Below are 16,018 nucleotides of genomic sequence, written 5' to 3'. Positions count from 1 at the left end.
GGGGAAAGGGAGAATGACGATCCTCACCGCCCCATCGCGATCTGCATGGCGTAATCCAGCCCGCGTTGCAGCGAGGCGGTGATCGCGTCGGCCATCGTCGGCGCGCCGATCGCCAGCAGCACGATGCCGGCGAGGATGGTGGCGGGCAGGCCCACCGCGAACAGGTTCAGCGACGGGGCGGAGCGCGCCAGCATCCCCATCACGATCTGCACGAGGATCAGCGCGAACCCCACCGGCAACGCGATGGCGAGGCCAGCGGCGAACACCGTGCCGCCGAACATCGCGAGGCCACGCACGCTCTCCGCCCCCAGCCAGCCCTGCCCCGGCGGCAACGCGCGGTAACTGTCGAAGATAATCGAGGCGAGCATCAGGTGCCCGCCCATCGCCAGGAACAGGAAGGTGCCGAGGATCGACAGCAACTGGCCGAGCGCCGGGCTGGAGGAACCGCTCGCCGGATCAATCATGCCGGCGAATCCCAGCCCCATCGCGTTGCCGATCGTCTCGCCGCCCAGCAGCGCGGCGGAAAAGCCGATCTGCACGGCGAAGCCCAGCGCGAGGCCGGCCAGCACCTCGCCGAACACCATCATGGCCCCGGCGATCGTCACCAGCCCGCCGTCCGGCATGGCGAAGGGCACGGCGGCCGCCGCCGGTATCCCCACCGCCAGCGCCACGATCAGCCGCAGCTGCACCGGCACATAGGGCGCGCCGAACACGGGGGCGGCGAGGAAGGCGGCGCCCGGCCGCACCATCGCCAGCAGCCACAGCCACAGTTGCGCCTCGATCCCGACGAAGCCCTGCGGAAACATCAGCCCGGCCCGCGCCGGCCGGCGCCGGAAATCTGTTTGGAAACCCGTTGCAACAGGTTTGGCGGCACCGCCTCGAAACTTGCTCCGCAAGTTTCCGAACAGCCCCTCACTGCATCAGGTCCGGGATGCGGGCGAACATCTCGCGGGTGAAGTCGGCGATCAGCAGCAGGATCGACCCGCCGAAGATGGCGAGCGCGATGCCCACGATGATGAGTTTGGGCACGAAGCTGAGCGTCTGCTCGTTGATCGAGGTCGCCGCCTGGATCATGCCGAGCACCACGCCCGCCGCCAGCGCCGGGATCAGCACCGGGGCGCAGGCAAGCGCGAGAATCCACAGCGCCTGCTGCGCGATGCCGACGAAATAGTCAGGGCCCACCGCGCGCGCCCTACGTGACGAAGGAGCCGGCGAGCGACCCCATCGTCAGCGCCCAGCCATCCACCAGCACGAACAGCAGCAGCTTGAACGGCATCGAGATGATCGCCGGCGACAGCATCACCATGCCCAGCGCCATCAGCGTGGACGCCACCACCAGATCGATGATGAGGAACGGCAGGAAGATCAGGAAGCCGATCTGGAACGCCGTCTTCAACTCGCTCGTCACGAACGAGGGCAGCAGGATCGAGAAGGGAATGTCGGCGGCCCGCGCGAACGGCGGTGCCTTGGCGAGATCGGCGAACAGCTTCAGGTCGGTCTGGCGGGTCTGCTTGATCATGAAGCCGTGCAGCACCGCCGCCGAACGGCTGATCGCCTCCTCGATCGGGATCGTGCCCGCGCCATAGGGGGTGAAGGCGGTGGCGTTGATCTGGTCCACCGCCGGCCGCATCACGAACAGCGAGAGGAACAGCGCGAGGCCGACGAGCACCTGATTGGGCGGCGTCTGCTGCAAGCCCAGCGCCTGCCGCAGGATCGAGAGGACGATGATGATGCGGGTAAAGCTCGTCATCATCAGCACCAGCGACGGCAGCACCGTCAGCAGGCTCATCAGCACGAGGATCTGGAGCGACAGCGACAGCGGCTTGCCGTCGCCCGAGATGGTCGTCAGCGCCCGATCGAGTGCGCCGGCCTGCTGCGCGAAGGCGGGCGTGGCGAGAAGAAGGGCGGCGAGGAGGGCCGCGAGCGCCGCCCACCACCGTCCGTCCGCCAAGCGAAGTCGAGGCACGCCCCTGCCCCACTTTTCTTGTGCCGAGCGCAGTCGAGGCACCGCCGTCAAGCCGATGGACCGTTTCATATCGCGGCCCCTCGACTTCGCTCGGGGAAAGGAAAAATCAGGTTGGGGAAAGGGGGCAAGGGCGGGTTCAGCCATCCACCACGCCCTCGTCGCCGTCACCCACCACCGACACGGCGGGCGCCCCCGCCAGCGGCGTCTCCGCCAGTTTCTCGATCCGCCCGCGCGACACGGCGAGCAGCAGGCGCTTGCCGCCGAACTCCACCACCGCCAGCCGGCCGGTCGCGCCCATCGGAATCGCGTCGACCACCTTTATCGCGCGGTCGCGCTGGCCCAGCGACAGGCCCGGCTGCACCCGCCGCCACAGCCACAGCGCGCCGAACGCCATGCCCGCCACCAGCGGCAGCAGGATCAGCAGCCGCAGGATGTAGGCGGTCATCACGCCGCGCGCTCCACGACGGGCGATGCCCTCATGCCCGCCGCTCCAGCCCGGCCAGCCGTGCGTCGGCCGCCACCACATCCACCACGCGGATGCCGAAGCGGCCGTTGATCGTCACCACCTCGCCCTTGGCCACCAGCGTGCCGTTGACGAGAATGTCGAGCAGCTCGCTCGCCTGCCGGTCCAGCTCCACCACGCTGCCCTCCGACAGGTCGAGCAGTTCGGACAGCCGCAACGAGGTGCTGCCCACCTCCACCGACAACCGCAGCGGAATATCCGCCAGCAGCTTGTAGTTGCGCGCACCCGGCAGTTCGGGAACGTCGGTTTCCGCCTCGATCATCGCACCGTCCGTTCGACATGGTCTATCATCAGCGCCGCGCGCCCGTCCTGCTCGCCGATGGTGCCGCTTGCGATGCGGCGGTTGGCCACGATCAGCGGTACGCGCGGGTTGAGCGTGATCGGGATCACGTCACCCGGCTTCAGCGCCACGAGCTGCGACAGCGTGAGTTCGGGCCGCGCCAGCACCGACCGCACCGGCAGCCGCACCGTCTCCAGCGCCTCGGCCAGCCGCATGCGCCATTCGGCATCGCCCGCGCCGCCCTCGTCGTGCACCTTGGCGGCCAGCAGCGCCTCGTACGGCCGCAGCGCGCCGAGCGGATAGAGGATCGACACGCCCGCCGCCCGCCCCTGCGCCGGGGTGATGGTGAAGCGTTGCAGCACCACCGCCTCGTCGGCGCGCACCAGGCTGGCGTAGGTCGCGTTCGTCTCGCGCGAGGCCAGCGCGGGGGTCAGCGCCACCACCTCGCTCCACACCTCCACCAGCTGCTCGACGATGCCGTCGGCCAGCCGGCTCAGCAGCCGCTCCTCGGTGGGGGTGAACTCGCGTGTCTTGGGCTTGGCCGGCGCGCCGCCGCCGCCGTAGAACGCATCCACCAGCCAGGCGACGAAATCGGGATCGATCGCCAGCAGCATGCCCGATTTCAGCGGTCGCAACCGATAGAGGCTGAGGCTGGTGAAGCCGGGGAGCGCGGCGCGCCATTCCTCGAAGCGCAGCGTCTCCAGCGGCTCGGCCGCCACCTGCGTGCGGGCGCGAGCGAACGGCTCCACCACGGTGCGGATACGCTGCGCCAGCCGCTCGCCCATCCGCTCCAGCCCGGCCAGTCGCGCGCTGGGGCGGAACGCCTCGTTGCCCAATGCGAACGGGCGCGCGGCATGGGCGGCGGCACTGCCCGCCCCCGTGGCCGCGGCCGCCGCCGCACCGAAGGGGGTGGAGGCTTCCTCCAGCCCGGCCATCAGCGCCGAAACCTCCTCGCCGGAAAGCGCGCCGTTGCCGCTCACGATATGATGAAGCTCGTGAAATACACGTCGTCGATCCCGCCGAACCCGGTTGTCTGTTTCAGAACATCGTTAATAGCGACCTTAAGCTTTTTCTGGAGCATTTTCTTGCCCTCGGGCGTGGAAAGCACCTCGGCCTCCTGATCGGCGAGCGTGAGGAGGATGGCCGAGCGCACCGGCATCTCGTTCTCCTTCAGGTTGTCGATCACCTTCTGGTCGTAATAGGTCGAGACGCCGAGGCCCAATTGGGCGAAGCCGTTGGTATCCGTGAGGTTCGAGGTGAAGCTCTGCTCGATCGGGTAATAGGTCGCCTTGTAGATCCCGGTGTCGTCGGGCGTGTTGTCACCGTCATGCCCCTTGGCGGTCTGCGGGCCGTGCTCGCCTTCCTTCAGCACTAGCTTGGGGGCGTTGGGATCTTCCTTCTTCTCCTCGTGGCCGCCGCCGCCCAGCTTGCCGCCGGCGTACATGCCGGCAGCGGCACCGCCGCCCAGCAACAGCAGCGCGCCGCCGCCGATCACCAGCATCTTCTTCATCTTGCCGCCCTTCTTGGGGGCAGGCACGGTCTTGGCGTCGTCGCTCAACGGTCGTTCCTCGTCATGCGTAGCGTTCCGCGCCGGCCGTCACGGCCCCGGCGCGCGTGATCGGGCGGTTCGTGGTCGGGCGATCGAACAGCGGCGCTCGCTGGCCACCGCCCTGCTGCTGGCCCTGCCCCTGCCCTTGGGCGAACGGATTGGCACCGCTCTGCCCGCCGCCCTGCCCGCCGTTGCGGCCGGACAGGTCGACCTGCGTGTCGGCGATCCGCATGCCCTGCGCGCGCGCCTCGGCCACCAGCCGGGGCTGGGCATCGGCGATCAACGCGCGCGCCGCCTCGCTGTCGGCAGTGAACCGCACCGAGGCACCGTCGCTGCCGCCGGCGATCTCGACCTGCAGCGATCCCAGCCGCTCGGGATTGAGCTGGAAGCGCATCTTCTGATCGCGGTCGGCCGAGGCGGCGATGTCGTGCGCCAGCCGGTCCAGCCACGCGCCATCGTGCGCGACATCGAGGTGATGCTGGAGGCCGGCGTCGGCCGGTGCTGCGGCCGCGGGGCCGGTCGCGGCGGTGCCGATCGTGGTGGCGGGGGTGACGGCGGGCGCGGCGACGGCCAGCCCTGCCGGGAGAAAGGAAGACGCATCGTCATCGGGCTGTGCGAGGTCGGCGAGCAGGTCGCCGGCAGCCACCGTGTCCGCCACCGGCGCCGTCGCCAGTGCCACGGCGTGCGGTGTTCGCGTGAACGATACGGTCAGCGGCGCGGTGCCGGCCAGCGGGAACATCGCGTCGAGATCGAGGCCGGTCATGGCCGTCGTCCCGCTCTCGCCACCGGCGGCGAATGGCGACGTCGCCCCTCCGGTCGCGCCCGGCCCGAAAGCCGACAGGCCGGGTACAGACGTTGCGGCCGGCGAGGAGACCGGTCCTGCGCCAGCCGACACGGTCGCCCGCGCATCGGGGGACAAGCCGACGGGGATCATCCCCACCGCCGCCGCCGCATCGGCGGCCGGCGCGTTCGCGGTGATCGCCGGGACGGGTTCGCCCCCCGTTGCCGATCCGGCCGGCTGGGCGACGGAAAGGGCGGACGGGATCGTGCCGGGCGCATCGGACGCGGCAAGCATCCCGTCACCCGCGGTGAAGGGCGTATCGCTCGCGCTTCCAACGGACGTGCCGGTCATGATCGCGAGAGGCGCGACCATCGCCCCCCTCACAGGCGTGCCGATAGCGTCCGTAAGCGCCATGCCCGACGTGCCGGCGACGGGCGTACCGGTGACCTTCGTGCCGGTGACATTTGCGACAAGCATACCAATGACGTCCGCACCTTGCGGATCGACCGAAGTCGCAGCGGACCCGCCGACAGCATCGGCGATAGGCGCGCCGATCGAACCTGCTTCCGGCGCGCCGATGGCGCTCCCGGCCGATGGGTCGATTGCAGAAGCGACAACAGGCGCATCGCCGCCCTTCCCCGCAGAGGCCCTGCCGCCGCGCACGCCGATCGCCGGCATCGTCGCTCCACCATCCGCAACGAGAGGCCGAGGTACGTCAGGTGTCGTCATCGCCGGATCGAGCACGGCGGCGGCGAACGGAAGCGATCCGGCCACGGGTGCCGAACCGGCGTCGGATGCGGCGGCGAATGTCATCTGTCCGGATGGAAGCACCGCCCCGGAGCCACGACCGTCGGCAATGATCCGATCGGTCTGGCTGCCGGCCGGCACCCCGGCGACCGGCGGAACCGCACCCATGTCGGTTGCACCCACTTCGGGTCCGGCAACGCCACGCGGCGCGGGTCGGGCACCCGTCACGGCCGACGGTGACGATCGCCCGTCCGCCGACGCAAGGCGAGGCGTATCGAGCGCCCCTGCGGCCGACAGCCCGGCTCGATCCAGACCGCCGCCATCCGGCACGCCCTCGCGCACGTCTGGTCCAGCCAGCGGTTGCGGCAGGGAAACCTGCATCGTGATGCCCGGCGTTGCCACCGGACCGGGCAATGCAGTGCGTCCGCTCCTGCTGCCTGCCATCGGGTTCGTCGCGGCGTCCCGCGCGGCTGCGGACGAACGCACACCCTCGCCCGACACGGTGACGACCATCGGCGCCACGGGCGCCACGGTGACGGGCAACGTCATCACGGTCGGAGCAGGCACGGCATCGGTGGTCACACCGGTCGCATCTTCTGCCGTCGCGGCATCGTCAGCGGCCTTCGCGTCGGCCTCGCCGCCCGGCGCGTCGCCGTCCCCGGCGCTGCGCGCGATCACGGCCGGCTGTGTCCGGATGACCGGCGTGGCCGGCGGGGGAGAGGCCGAAGCGCCGGCGGATGGCGTCAGCGAGGCCATCACCGCGCCGAAGGCGGCAGCGACCGTGGCATCCTCCGCCGGCGGCTGACCGCCGGAAGACAAGCCCGGCACGATCGGCGAAATCGACGACATCGCGATCATCGCTCGCCCCCCGCCTTGCGGCGGTGCGGCGTCGCCTGCTTCTTCTCGCGCCATTCGGCATAGGCGGCCCGCGCCTGTTCGCCCAGTTTCTCCGCGCCCTCCTGCCGGATGCGCGCCGCGAGCCGCGCCTCGGCCAGCCGGCCGGCAGAGGCGCGCGCCTCGACGATGGCGTCGGTCATGCCGTGGCGCGCCGCATCCAGCCGCATCGACAGTTCGCCCGCGCCGGACAGCGCGGCGGCGAACAGCACGCCCGGCGTCGGCTCCAGGCTGCCGCGCAGCGATACCAGCCGCGCCGCGCTGTTCTCCAGCGTCGCCACGCGCCCTTCGGCCTGCGCGGCCTGCGCCGAGGCCTGCAGGTGCTGGACGTTGCGGACCCGCACGATGCGGGCGCGTTTGCGGAGCATTTGTTTCATCGTCCGAAACCTTGCGCCAACATGGTTGACGAATCGTGCAGATCGATCCGTTCCTTCTGGCCCTGCTTGATGAATTCCAGCACCTCGCCGTGGCGGCGGATCGCCTCGTCGATCACCGGATCGCTGCCCTCGCGGTAGGCGCCCATCAGGATCAGATCGCGGTTCTCCTCATACACCGACCACAGCCGGCGCAAGCTCGCGGCGGCCTGCTGGTGCGCGGGCGGCACGATATCGGCCATCACCCGGCTCAGCGACTTGCCCACGTCGATCGCCGGGAACACGCCCTGCTCCGCCAGACTGCGCGAGAGGATGATATGCCCGTCCACGATCGCGCGCGCGGTATCCACGATCGGGTCGTCGGTATCGTCGCCATCGGCCAGCACGGTGTAGAGCGCGGTGATCGAGCCGCCGGTGCGCGCATCCGCCCCCGCCCGCTCCACGATGCGTGGGATCAGGCCCAGCGCGGACGGCGGATAGCCCTTCATCGTCGGCGGCTCGCCCAGCGAAAGCCCGATCTCGCGTTGCGCGTGCGCCACGCGCGTCAGGCTGTCGATCAGCAGCAGCACCTTGAGGCCGGCCTCGCGGAAATATTCGGCGATGGCGGTGGCGCGCATCGCCGCGCGCAGGCGCAGCAGCGGCGGGTGATCGGCCGGCACCGCCACCACCACGCTTTTCTGCCGCACCGGGCCGGAGAGCTTGGTGGCGAGGAAGTCGGTCACCTCGCGGCTGCGCTCGCCGACCAGCCCCACCACGATCACGTCGGCGTCGGCCCCCGCGATCATCTGCCCCATCAGCACGGATTTGCCGACGCCCGAGCCGGCGCAGATCGCGATGCGCTGGCCGACACCCGCCGTCAGCAGCGCGTTCACCGCGCGCACGCCCATGTCGAACGCGGTCGTCACGCGCCCGCGATCGAGCGGGTTGCCCATGCGCCCGGCCAGCGGCCAGCGGTGGCCGCCGCCGATCGCCCCCAGCCCGTCCAGCGGGTTGCCCAGCGCGTCCATCACCCGGCCGAGCAGTTCCGGCCCGACGTTGACCGAGCCGCCCTGCCCGTCCGGCTCCACCCGCGCGCCGGCGGTGTGCGGGGCATCGTGATCCAGCGCCATCAGCAGCGTGCGCGGCCCGCGGAAGCCCACCACCTCGGCGCGCGCGGCATGGCCATCGGCGTCGATCACGCGCGCGGCGCTGCCGATCGGCTGGTTGAAGCCGGTCGCCTCCATCATCAGCCCGTCGTACGACACGAGCTTGCCGATCCGGCGCGGCCCCTGCGCCGCCACGTCGATGCCGTGCAGCATCGCCGCCGCGCGCGCGGCCAGCCGGCTCATCGCGGCAGCCCGAGCCGGTCGAGCGCGGCGCGCAGTTTTTCGAGGCCCACGTCGGGGCCGTCCTCGATCCACCCCTCGCCGCTTTCCAGCAGCACGGTGCCGGGGGCGAGCGCGGGGTCGGCGATCATCTCCACGCCGATGCGGGCATTGCCCAGCCGGGCGTGGTCGTCCGGGTGCAGCCGCATCCGGCTCGGCGCGCTCTCCTCGGCGATCAGCGCGGCGGCGGCATGGGCGCGGTCGGCCAGGATGGTGCCGTCGATCGACACCTCGCCGACGATCTGGCGCACCAGCCGGTCCACCGTCTCGGCCAGCAGCTCGCCCAGCGCGTGCGGTTCCTCGGGCTGGAGTACGCCGAGCGCCTCGACCAGCCGGGCAAGCTCCGCGCGTTCACCGGCCATCTCCAGCGCGGCGACGCGGCGGCCTTCCTCGAAGCCTTGCGTGAACGCCTCGGCCTCGATCTGCGCCGGATCGATCACCGCCGCCGGCTCCTCGAAGTCATCCTCCGCCTCGTCGGGCGCTACGGGCAGTGCCGCGCTCCACGGGGTGAACGGCGTCGCCTCCGCCCGGTGCGAAAAGGCGCAGATCCGCGACGCGGCGGCGGCGCTGGCGTGGGTCCACAAACTAGACATAGTCGTCGCCCTTGCCGCCGAGCATGATGGTGCCCGCGTCCGCCAGCTGGCGGGCCACGGCGAGCATCTCCTTCTGCGCGTCCTGCACCTCGGCCAGCCGCATCGGCCCCTTGGCGGCGATATCGTCCTGGATCGACTGGGCGGCGCGGGTGGACATGCAGCCGAGCATCCGGTTGCGCAATTTTTCGTCCGCGCCCTTCAGCGCCACCACGAGGATATCGTTGTTCACCGTGCGCAGCAGCGTGCCCAGCCCCTTCTCGTCGAGGTCGTTGAGGTTCTCGAACACGAACATCTCGTCCTCGATCATCCGCGCCAGCCCCTTGTCGAGCTTGTTGAGCGACTTGATGATCCGCAGCTCGGCGGTCTGGCGGGTGTTGTTGACGATCTTGGCCGCCTCGCTCGCCCCGCCCCGGCTGCTGGTGGCGCCGCTCGATGCGCGCGTCACCTGACGCAGCAGCACGCGCTCCAGATCCTCCAGCGCCTCGGACGTGACCGGGCCGAGCGTGGCGACGCGGTAGATGATATCGGCCTGTGCCTCGTCGTCCAGCAGTTGCAGCACGTCGGCCGCGATCGGCGGATCGAGGTGCGCCAGTACAAGCGCGGCGATCTGCGGATGCTCGTGCTCGATCAGGCTGGCGATCGTGCGCGGGTCCATCCACTTCAGCGCATCGAGCGCCGCCGTGCGCGTCTGCGGGGTGATGCGGGCGAGCACGTTGTCCGCCCGGTCCGCCCCCAGCGCGCGGCTCATCACGCCGCGGATGTGCGCGTCGGCACCGAAACCGATCGTCGTGCGCGCGCGCGCGCGATCGACGAACAGGTCGAGCACGCCGTTCACCTGCGCCTCCGAAACGTCGGCCACGCCGAACATCGCGCCGCCCAGCAGCTGCACCTCCTCGGGATCCAGCCGGCTCAGCACGTCGGCGGCCTCCTCCTCGGCCAGCAGCATCAACAGGATCGCGGCGGCCTCGCAGCCGGCCGGGGTCTTGTCGGCGACGGCGGTATCGAGCGTTTCGGCCATCAGGCGTCTCCCGGCGCGGCGTCGGCGCGGATCAGGTCACGCACGACGAGGGCGGCGCGGGCCGGATCCTGTCGCACGAAGTTGCGGATCAGGTCGGCGCGCGCGGTGTAGCCCGGCGCCGCCTCGATCATTTCCAGCGTCACGGCGCCACCGGCGACCTGCGTCTCGGTGCTGATCGCGGTCGCGATGTCCTTGGCCGTGGTCGCGCGGGTTTCGGCGGCTTCCACCTTTGCGGCGGCAGCAGCGGCGGCGCGACGCTTCATCAGCGGCCGGCCGAGGCCGAACACCAGCAATGCCGCGATCAGCAGCGCGGAAAGGTTGCGCGCCAGCAGGCCCACCCACGGCGCGTCCCACCACTTGCCTGCGTCTTCCGGCGCGGCATCGGCGAACTTGCGGGCGGATACCGCGATCACGTCGCCGCGCTGCTGGTCGAACCCGACCGCACCCTTGATGAGCGCCTCGAGCTGCGCCAGTTCGGCCGGCGTGCGCTTGCCCTTGGCCGGATCCTTCAGCGCCACCGCCACCGACAGGCGGCGCACGGTGCCGACCGGGTTCTTCGTGACGGAAACCTCGCGGCCCAGCTCGAAGGTGCGGTTGTACTGCTCGGTCGTCTTGGCCGCCTCGCCGGTGGCGGCGGCGGGCGCGCCCGGCGCGGTCGGCGTGGTGGTGCCGCCGGGGGCGGCGGCCACCTGTGCGGCCGGCGGTGCTTGGTTCGAGAGCGCGCCGGGGATGCCGCCCACCGCGTCCGGGCCGTCCGGCCCGCCGTTCTTCGTCCAGCCGCCAGTTTCGGCGCGTACGGCGGCGGCGTCCTTGGGGTAGCTTTCGCGCGTCGCCTGCACCTCGGCGAAATCGAGATCTGTGTGCACCTCGGCGGTGAAGTTGCCCTCGCCCAGCAGCGGCGTCAGCAGCTTGTTGAGGCTGGCAAGATACCGCGCCTCGGTCTTCGCCTGAATGGCGATCTGGCGCTCGCTGGCGTCGCTGCCCGAATCGCCGCCGTCGCGCGACAGCAGCCGCCCGGTCTGGTCGACGATCGAGACGGCATCGGGCGACAGCCCCGGCACGGACGACGCGACGAGATGCTGCATCGCGCCGACCTGCGCGTCGCTGAGCGTGCGGCCGCCCATCAGCGTGAGCATCACCGAGGCGGCGGGCGCGGTGCGATCGCGCAGGAACACGCTCGGCTGCTCCATCGCCAGATGCACGCGCGCCTTCTGCACCGCGTCGATCTGCTCGATCGTGCGGGCCAGATCCATCTCGCGCGCGCCGCGCAGTCGCTCGCCCTCTACCGCCCGGGAAGCACCCAGCGGGAGCGAGGAGATCATCGCATCGCCATCGGGCGCGGCCTTGGGCAGTCCGGCCTGCGCCAGCATCATCTTGGCCTGATAGAACTGGTCGTCGGCCACGGTCAGCGTGCCGGTCTCGCGGTCGAGGGTGTATTTGATCCCGGCGCCGGTCAGCGCCTCGGCGACCGCCGCCTTGTCGTTGTCGGCGAGGCCGCGAAACAGGTCGCGCTGCGGCGGCTGGCTGAACAGGAACCACGCCAGCGCGGCGATGCCGAGCAGCGCGATCAGCCCCACCATCGGCAGGCTTTTCGCCACCGCCGGCTGGGCGGCGAACGCCTTGACACGGGTAAGCACGGCCCCCGCGCCACCCCCGGCGACGGGGCTGGGGATGAGGGCGCGGCCGGGGCTGGCGGCGTCGGCGGTGGCGATCAGGTCAGCCATGTCAGACCGGCATGCTCATGATATCCTTGTACGCGGACAGCAGCTTGTTACGGACCTGCAACGTCGCCTGAAAGCCGACCGACGCCTGCTCGCGCGAGAGCATCACGGCGGCGATGTCGGTCGTCTCGCCCTTTTCATACGCTTCCGATGCGGCGCCGGCCTTGCTCTGGAGGCCGTTCACCTCGGTCAGCGCGCCGCGCAGCGCCTCGGTGAAGTCGGCCTTCGGCGCCTCCGCGCCGGGCACGGCGATGGCCGCCCCGGCGGGGTTGCCGGCGGCCTTCTGGAGCGCGGAGTTCTGCTGCAGAATGGCGCTGCGCATCGCCATCAGGCTGGATGAGTTGATCGTGGTCATGGTCTACCTCAGGCCGCCGCGCGCATGTCGGCGAGACGGTAGCGCAGCGTACGTTCGCTGATCCCCAGCCGCTCGGCAGCGCGCAGGCGATGCCCGCCGGTGGCCGCCAGCGCCTCGGCGATGGCCTTGGCCTGCAACGACTTGGCGATCTCGGCGAGGCGGACGGACTGCGGCACGATCTCCACCACGTTGCTCGCGACGGCGGCGGCGGGCATCGTGATCGACGGCGCCGACGCGATCGACAGGTCGTGCGCCTCGATCCGCTCGCCCTCGCGCAGCAGCAGCGCGCGTTGCAGCACGTTCTCCAGCTCGCGCACGTTGCCCGGCCAGTCGTGCGCCATCAACACCGCCAGCGCCTCCGCCGTGGGCCAGGCGACCGCATCGCCGGCGGCGGTGTGGCGCAGGATCAGCGTGGCGGCGATGGCGCGCACGTCAAGCCGGCGGCTGCTGAGCGGGCGCAGGGTGAGCGGCATCACGTTCAGCCGCCAGTACAGGTCGGCGCGGAAGCGGCCCTCGGCCACCTCCACCGCCAGATCACGGTTGCCGGCGGCGATCACGCGCACGTCCACCGCCACCGGCTTGGTCGCGCCCACCGGCAGCACCTCGCGCTCCTGCAGCGCGCGCAACAGCTTGGCCTGCAACGCCAGCGGCAGTTCGGCCACCTCGTCCAGCAGCAGGCTGCCACCCTCGGCCGCGCGGAACAGGCCTTCGCTGGCGCCGCTCGCCCCGGTGAAGCTACCCTTCTGGTGGCCGAACAGCATTGCCTCCAGCATCGTCTCGGGCAGCGCGGCGCAGTTCACCGCCACGAACGGCTTGTCGGCGCGCGGGCTGCTGGCGTGGATGAAGCGGGCGACGCCCTCCTTGCCGGTGCCGGTCTCACCCAGCACCAGCGCGGTCGCGTCCGATCCGGCGATCTTGGCCGCCAGCGACAGGAAGCGCGCGCTGTCCGGCTCGCCGCAGGCCGGGCGACCGGCAGGGCGCACCAGCTCGGCGATCAGCGCGTGACCGAACGCCATGTCGGCGAAACCGAAGCGGATGCTGGCGGGGCGGCCGGCCGCGGCGCGGGTCAGCAGCGGCGCGCCTTCCTCCAGTGCGATCAACACGTCGCGGTGGGTGGCGTGGGCGATCTCGTCGACGTGGAGGATGCGGATGTCGCCCCGCTCGCGCGGCGTTTCCGCCGCGATCATTGCGCAGCGCAGCCCCGTGCCGGCCAGCCACGCGGCGAGCGTGGGATCGGCGGCGGCGGCAGCGTGCGAAAGCGCGATGATCGTCATGGGCATACCCCGTTGTTTTTCCGGCACTTGGCCGTTGGTCACGCACTCCTCCGCAACCGCCGTGCCAGAAAGACGGAGGCGCGGAATCCCGACCCCAAAGGTTACGTGAAGGTAAACTTCGCGCCTCGCACACGTACGGGCCACGCGCGCGCGACCGCGCCCGGCGCCCGCGCGTCAATTTACCGACGGGGATTCGTCGGGAATCCGACACGTCGGCAAGACGTTGCCGGTGGCGCCGGCGAAGGGCGCGACGAACATTTCGTGCGACCCGCTTAAACCCCGCCGCCGCCCGCCGTTATCCGGATCGTGGCTGCTGCGGTTCGAACCGCTCGAAGGCAGCATCCAGCGGAAAGGACATCCGACCAATGACCGTCATCAACACGAATTCCGCAGCACTCCGGGCGCAGAACGCCTCGCGCACCGCCAGCATGAGCATGTCGACCGCGATGGAGCGCCTCTCCACCGGCAAGCGGATCAACTCCGCCAAGGACGACGCCGCCGGTCTGGCCGTCGCCACGCGCATGACCTCCGACATCCGTGGCCTCACCGTCGCCATCCGCAACTCGAACGACGGCATCTCGCTGGCGCAGACGGCGGAAAGTGCGATGGGCGACACGACCAACATCCTCCAGCGCATGCGCGAACTGGGCGTCCAGTCGGCCAACGGCACGATCTCGGACAGCGACCGCTCGAACCTGCAGATCGAGGTGACGCAGCTGAAGGACCAGATCGGCAACATCGCCGACCGCAGCAAGTTCAACAACATCTCGCTCGTCAGCGGCGGCACGGCCAACGCGACCACCGGCCTCACGGCGGACGCCAGCTTCACGCTCCAGACCGGCGTCAAATCGGGCGAGACGGTGAGCTTCTCGGTCGCCTCGCTGAAGACGAACGACCTCGGCGCCAACCGTGCCCGCACCACCATCCCCACGACCACCTCGGACTACACGACCGCCAAGGCCGCGTCCGACGCCGCGCCGACGGACACGGCCAAGGCCGCCACCACCGCCGCCGCACTGGCCGCCACGAAGGCCGCGCCCACCAGCATCGCCGAGGTCGATCTCTCGACCGCCGCCAACGCCTCGGCCGCGCTCGCCGTGATCGATACGGCGCTGACGCAGGTGACGGCGGGCCGCGCCAACCTGGGTGCGGTGCAGAACCGGCTGGAGGCGACGGTGGACAACCTCACCTCCACCTCCACCAACCTCACCGACGCGCGCAGCCGCATCGAGGACGCCGACTTCTCCACCGAGACGACTGCCCTCGCCAAGTCCCAGATCCTCTCGCAGGCCGCCACCGCCATGCTGGCACAGGCCAACCAGAGCTCGCAGGGTGTCCTGAGCTTGCTCCGCTAACTTGACGGGACTGGTCCTCCCATAGCGGGCATGAGAGCCCCCGGCGCCTACCCCGCGCCGGGGGCTCGCCTCGTTTTCCGGGGTGATCGATATTCCGATCTTCCGGCGAAAACAGCCGCGATCGCCGCTTAAGTTTCGCCCGGCAGCGCCGTTACCTCAGTTGTGGCTGCTGCGGACCGACCCGCCCGAAGGCAGCATCCAGCGGAAAGGACATCCGACCAATGACCGTCATCAACACGAACTCCGCAGCGCTCCGGGCACAAAACGCCTCGCGCACCGCCAGCATGAGCATGTCGACCGCGATGGAGCGCCTCTCCACCGGCAAGCGGATCAACTCCGCCAAGGACGACGCCGCCGGCCTGGCCGTCGCCACCCGCATGACCTCCGACATCCGTGGCCTGACCGTCGCCATCCGCAACTCGAACGACGGCATCTCGCTGGCGCAGACGGCGGAAAGCGCGATGGGCGACACGACCAACATCCTCCAGCGCATGCGCGAACTGGGCGTCCAGTCGGCCAACGGCACGATTTCGGACAGCGACCGCTCGAACCTGCAGATCGAGGTGACGCAGCTGAAGGACCAGATCGGCAACATCGCCGATCGCAGCAAGTTCAACAACATCTCGCTGGTCAACGGCGGCACCGGCACCAACGCCACGAACGGCATCACCAACGACGCCACCTTCTCCCTCCAGACCGGCGTGAAGTCGGGCGAGACCGTTTCCTTCTCGATCCAGTCGCTGAAGACGAGCGACCTGGGCGCCGATCCGGCCCGCACCGGCGGCGCCCCGGCCAGCCTCGCCACCCGCCAGAGCGACTACAACACCAAGAAGGCCGCCTCCGACGCCGCGCCGACGGATACGACCAAGGCCGCCGCCACCGCCGCCGCCAAGGCCGAGCTGGCGCCGAAGAGCATCGACGAGATCGATCTGTCGACCGCCGAAGGCGCGAGCCAGTCGCTCGCGATCGTCGATCGCGCGTTGAACTCGGTCGCCGCCGGCCGTGCCAATCTGGGTGCGGTGCAGAACCGGCTGGAGGCGACGGTGGACAACCTCACCTCCACCTCCACCAACCTGACGGACGCGCGCAGCCGCATCGAGGACGCCGACTTCTCCACCGAGACGACTGCCCTCGCCAAGTCCCAGATCCTCTCGCAGGCCGCCACCGCCATGCTGGCACAGGCCAACCAGAGCTCGCAGGGTGTCCTGAGCTTGCTCCGCTAAC

Annotated in this window: 17 protein-coding genes; 2 read left to right on the top strand and 15 right to left on the bottom strand. The window is 70.6% G+C overall.

Translation table 11 applies throughout. From position 1 onward, the window contains the following. Nucleotides 1–23: 23 nt before the first annotated feature. The 15 genes from fliR to FOY91_RS12815 all read right to left on the bottom strand — a co-directional run bounded on the left by fliR (nt 24) and on the right by FOY91_RS12815 (nt 13,439). Complete coding sequence (gene fliR, locus FOY91_RS12885) at nt 24–806, bottom strand: flagellar biosynthetic protein FliR (RefSeq protein WP_145152508.1); 783 nt, start codon at nt 804–806, stop codon at nt 24–26. Between the two features lie 106 nt (nt 807–912). Beyond that, nucleotides 913–1,182, bottom strand: coding sequence for a flagellar biosynthesis protein FliQ (gene fliQ, locus FOY91_RS12880; protein WP_145152504.1), 270 nt, complete (start codon nt 1,180–1,182; stop codon nt 913–915). A gap of 10 nt (nt 1,183–1,192) precedes the next feature. Next, entirely contained in the window at nt 1,193–2,035 is an 843-nt protein-coding gene (gene fliP, locus FOY91_RS12875) for a flagellar type III secretion system pore protein FliP (protein WP_145152501.1), read from the bottom strand. Nucleotides 2,036–2,102: 67 nt separating this feature from the next. After that, nucleotides 2,103–2,411, bottom strand: coding sequence for a FliO/MopB family protein (locus FOY91_RS12870; RefSeq protein WP_145152498.1), 309 nt, complete (start codon nt 2,409–2,411; stop codon nt 2,103–2,105). 31 nt (nt 2,412–2,442) lie between these two features. After that, nucleotides 2,443–2,751: a flagellar motor switch protein FliN gene (gene fliN, locus FOY91_RS12865; protein ID WP_145152495.1), complete on the bottom strand. Its 309-nt coding sequence runs from the start codon at nt 2,749–2,751 to the stop codon at nt 2,443–2,445. Continuing rightward, nucleotides 2,748–3,749 (bottom strand): flagellar motor switch protein FliM, encoded by a 1,002-nt coding sequence (locus FOY91_RS12860; protein WP_238995667.1) that lies wholly within the window; start codon nt 3,747–3,749, stop codon nt 2,748–2,750. Before FOY91_RS12860 ends, fliN begins: the two co-directional genes overlap by 4 nt. Further along, nucleotides 3,746–4,327 carry a flagellar basal body-associated FliL family protein gene (locus FOY91_RS12855; RefSeq protein WP_238995664.1) on the bottom strand — a complete coding sequence of 194 codons (582 nt, stop codon included), beginning with the start codon at nt 4,325–4,327 and terminating at the stop codon, nt 3,746–3,748. The genes FOY91_RS12860 and FOY91_RS12855 overlap by 4 nt, the downstream gene beginning before the upstream one ends. A gap of 13 nt (nt 4,328–4,340) precedes the next feature. After that, entirely contained in the window at nt 4,341–6,704 is a 2,364-nt protein-coding gene (locus FOY91_RS12850) for a flagellar hook-length control protein FliK (RefSeq protein ID WP_145152492.1), read from the bottom strand. Next, nucleotides 6,701–7,108, bottom strand: a complete 408-nt coding sequence (locus FOY91_RS12845) for a hypothetical protein (protein WP_238995662.1) — start codon at nt 7,106–7,108, stop codon at nt 6,701–6,703. The genes FOY91_RS12850 and FOY91_RS12845 overlap by 4 nt, the downstream gene beginning before the upstream one ends. A gap of 5 nt (nt 7,109–7,113) precedes the next feature. Continuing rightward, the gene (locus FOY91_RS12840; protein ID WP_145152486.1) at nt 7,114–8,442 is read right to left on the bottom strand and encodes a FliI/YscN family ATPase; all 1,329 of its coding nucleotides are present in this window, start codon (nt 8,440–8,442) and stop codon (nt 7,114–7,116) included. Beyond that, the gene (locus tag FOY91_RS12835; protein ID WP_238995661.1) at nt 8,439–9,071 is read right to left on the bottom strand and encodes a FliH/SctL family protein; all 633 of its coding nucleotides are present in this window, start codon (nt 9,069–9,071) and stop codon (nt 8,439–8,441) included. Before FOY91_RS12835 ends, FOY91_RS12840 begins: the two co-directional genes overlap by 4 nt. Beyond that, on the bottom strand, nt 9,064–10,089 hold the full coding sequence (gene fliG, locus FOY91_RS12830; RefSeq protein ID WP_145152483.1) for a flagellar motor switch protein FliG: 1,026 nt from the start codon (nt 10,087–10,089) through the stop codon (nt 9,064–9,066). The genes FOY91_RS12835 and fliG overlap by 8 nt, the downstream gene beginning before the upstream one ends. Next, complete coding sequence (gene fliF, locus FOY91_RS12825; RefSeq protein ID WP_145152480.1) at nt 10,089–11,813, bottom strand: flagellar basal-body MS-ring/collar protein FliF; 1,725 nt, start codon at nt 11,811–11,813, stop codon at nt 10,089–10,091. Before fliF ends, fliG begins: the two co-directional genes overlap by 1 nt. Nucleotide 11,814: 1 nt before the next feature. Next, a complete protein-coding gene (gene fliE, locus FOY91_RS12820; protein ID WP_145152476.1) occupies nt 11,815–12,165 on the bottom strand; it encodes a flagellar hook-basal body complex protein FliE in 351 nt (116 codons plus the stop codon). A gap of 8 nt (nt 12,166–12,173) precedes the next feature. Further along, the gene (locus FOY91_RS12815) at nt 12,174–13,439 is read right to left on the bottom strand and encodes a sigma 54-interacting transcriptional regulator (RefSeq protein ID WP_145152473.1); all 1,266 of its coding nucleotides are present in this window, start codon (nt 13,437–13,439) and stop codon (nt 12,174–12,176) included. A 365-nt stretch (nt 13,440–13,804) separates the two neighbouring features. Between FOY91_RS12815 and FOY91_RS12810 the strand changes: the two genes are divergently transcribed. Together FOY91_RS12810 and FOY91_RS12805 are read left to right on the top strand one after the other, a co-directional pair. Beyond that, on the top strand, nt 13,805–14,794 hold the full coding sequence (locus tag FOY91_RS12810) for a flagellin N-terminal helical domain-containing protein (protein ID WP_145152470.1): 990 nt from the start codon (nt 13,805–13,807) through the stop codon (nt 14,792–14,794). Between the two features lie 221 nt (nt 14,795–15,015). Next, entirely contained in the window at nt 15,016–16,017 is a 1,002-nt protein-coding gene (locus FOY91_RS12805; protein ID WP_145152467.1) for a flagellin N-terminal helical domain-containing protein, read from the top strand. Nucleotide 16,018 lies beyond the last annotated feature (1 nt).

The organism is Alterirhizorhabdus solaris, assembly GCF_007785815.1.
Taxonomy (GTDB): Bacteria; Pseudomonadota; Alphaproteobacteria; order Sphingomonadales; family Sphingomonadaceae; genus Alterirhizorhabdus; species Alterirhizorhabdus solaris.
Note: the sequence above shows the minus strand (reverse complement) of the source record. Positions and strands in the feature narration are given on the sequence as shown.

Excerpts from the sequence above, each read along its gene's own strand:
- fliP (WP_145152501.1), bottom strand. The coding sequence starts at position 2,035 with ATGAAACGGTCCATCGGCTTGACGGCGGTGCCTCGACTGCGCTCGGCA.
- FOY91_RS12870 (WP_145152498.1), bottom strand. The coding sequence starts at position 2,411 with ATGACCGCCTACATCCTGCGGCTGCTGATCCTGCTGCCGCTGGTGGCG.
- fliG (WP_145152483.1), bottom strand. The coding sequence starts at position 10,089 with ATGGCCGAAACGCTCGATACCGCCGTCGCCGACAAGACCCCGGCCGGC.
- FOY91_RS12840 (WP_145152486.1), bottom strand. The coding sequence starts at position 8,442 with ATGAGCCGGCTGGCCGCGCGCGCGGCGGCGATGCTGCACGGCATCGAC.
- FOY91_RS12835 (WP_238995661.1), bottom strand. The coding sequence starts at position 9,071 with ATGTCTAGTTTGTGGACCCACGCCAGCGCCGCCGCCGCGTCGCGGATC.
- FOY91_RS12815 (WP_145152473.1), bottom strand. The coding sequence starts at position 13,439 with ATGACGATCATCGCGCTTTCGCACGCTGCCGCCGCCGCCGATCCCACG.
- FOY91_RS12810 (WP_145152470.1), top strand. The coding sequence starts at position 13,805 with ATGACCGTCATCAACACGAATTCCGCAGCACTCCGGGCGCAGAACGCC.
- fliF (WP_145152480.1), bottom strand. The coding sequence starts at position 11,813 with ATGGCTGACCTGATCGCCACCGCCGACGCCGCCAGCCCCGGCCGCGCC.
- FOY91_RS12850 (WP_145152492.1), bottom strand. The coding sequence starts at position 6,704 with ATGATCGCGATGTCGTCGATTTCGCCGATCGTGCCGGGCTTGTCTTCC.
- fliN (WP_145152495.1), bottom strand. The coding sequence starts at position 2,751 with ATGATCGAGGCGGAAACCGACGTTCCCGAACTGCCGGGTGCGCGCAAC.
- FOY91_RS12845 (WP_238995662.1), bottom strand. The coding sequence starts at position 7,108 with ATGCTCCGCAAACGCGCCCGCATCGTGCGGGTCCGCAACGTCCAGCAC.
- fliR (WP_145152508.1), bottom strand. The coding sequence starts at position 806 with ATGTTTCCGCAGGGCTTCGTCGGGATCGAGGCGCAACTGTGGCTGTGG.
- fliE (WP_145152476.1), bottom strand. The coding sequence starts at position 12,165 with ATGACCACGATCAACTCATCCAGCCTGATGGCGATGCGCAGCGCCATT.
- FOY91_RS12805 (WP_145152467.1), top strand. The coding sequence starts at position 15,016 with ATGACCGTCATCAACACGAACTCCGCAGCGCTCCGGGCACAAAACGCC.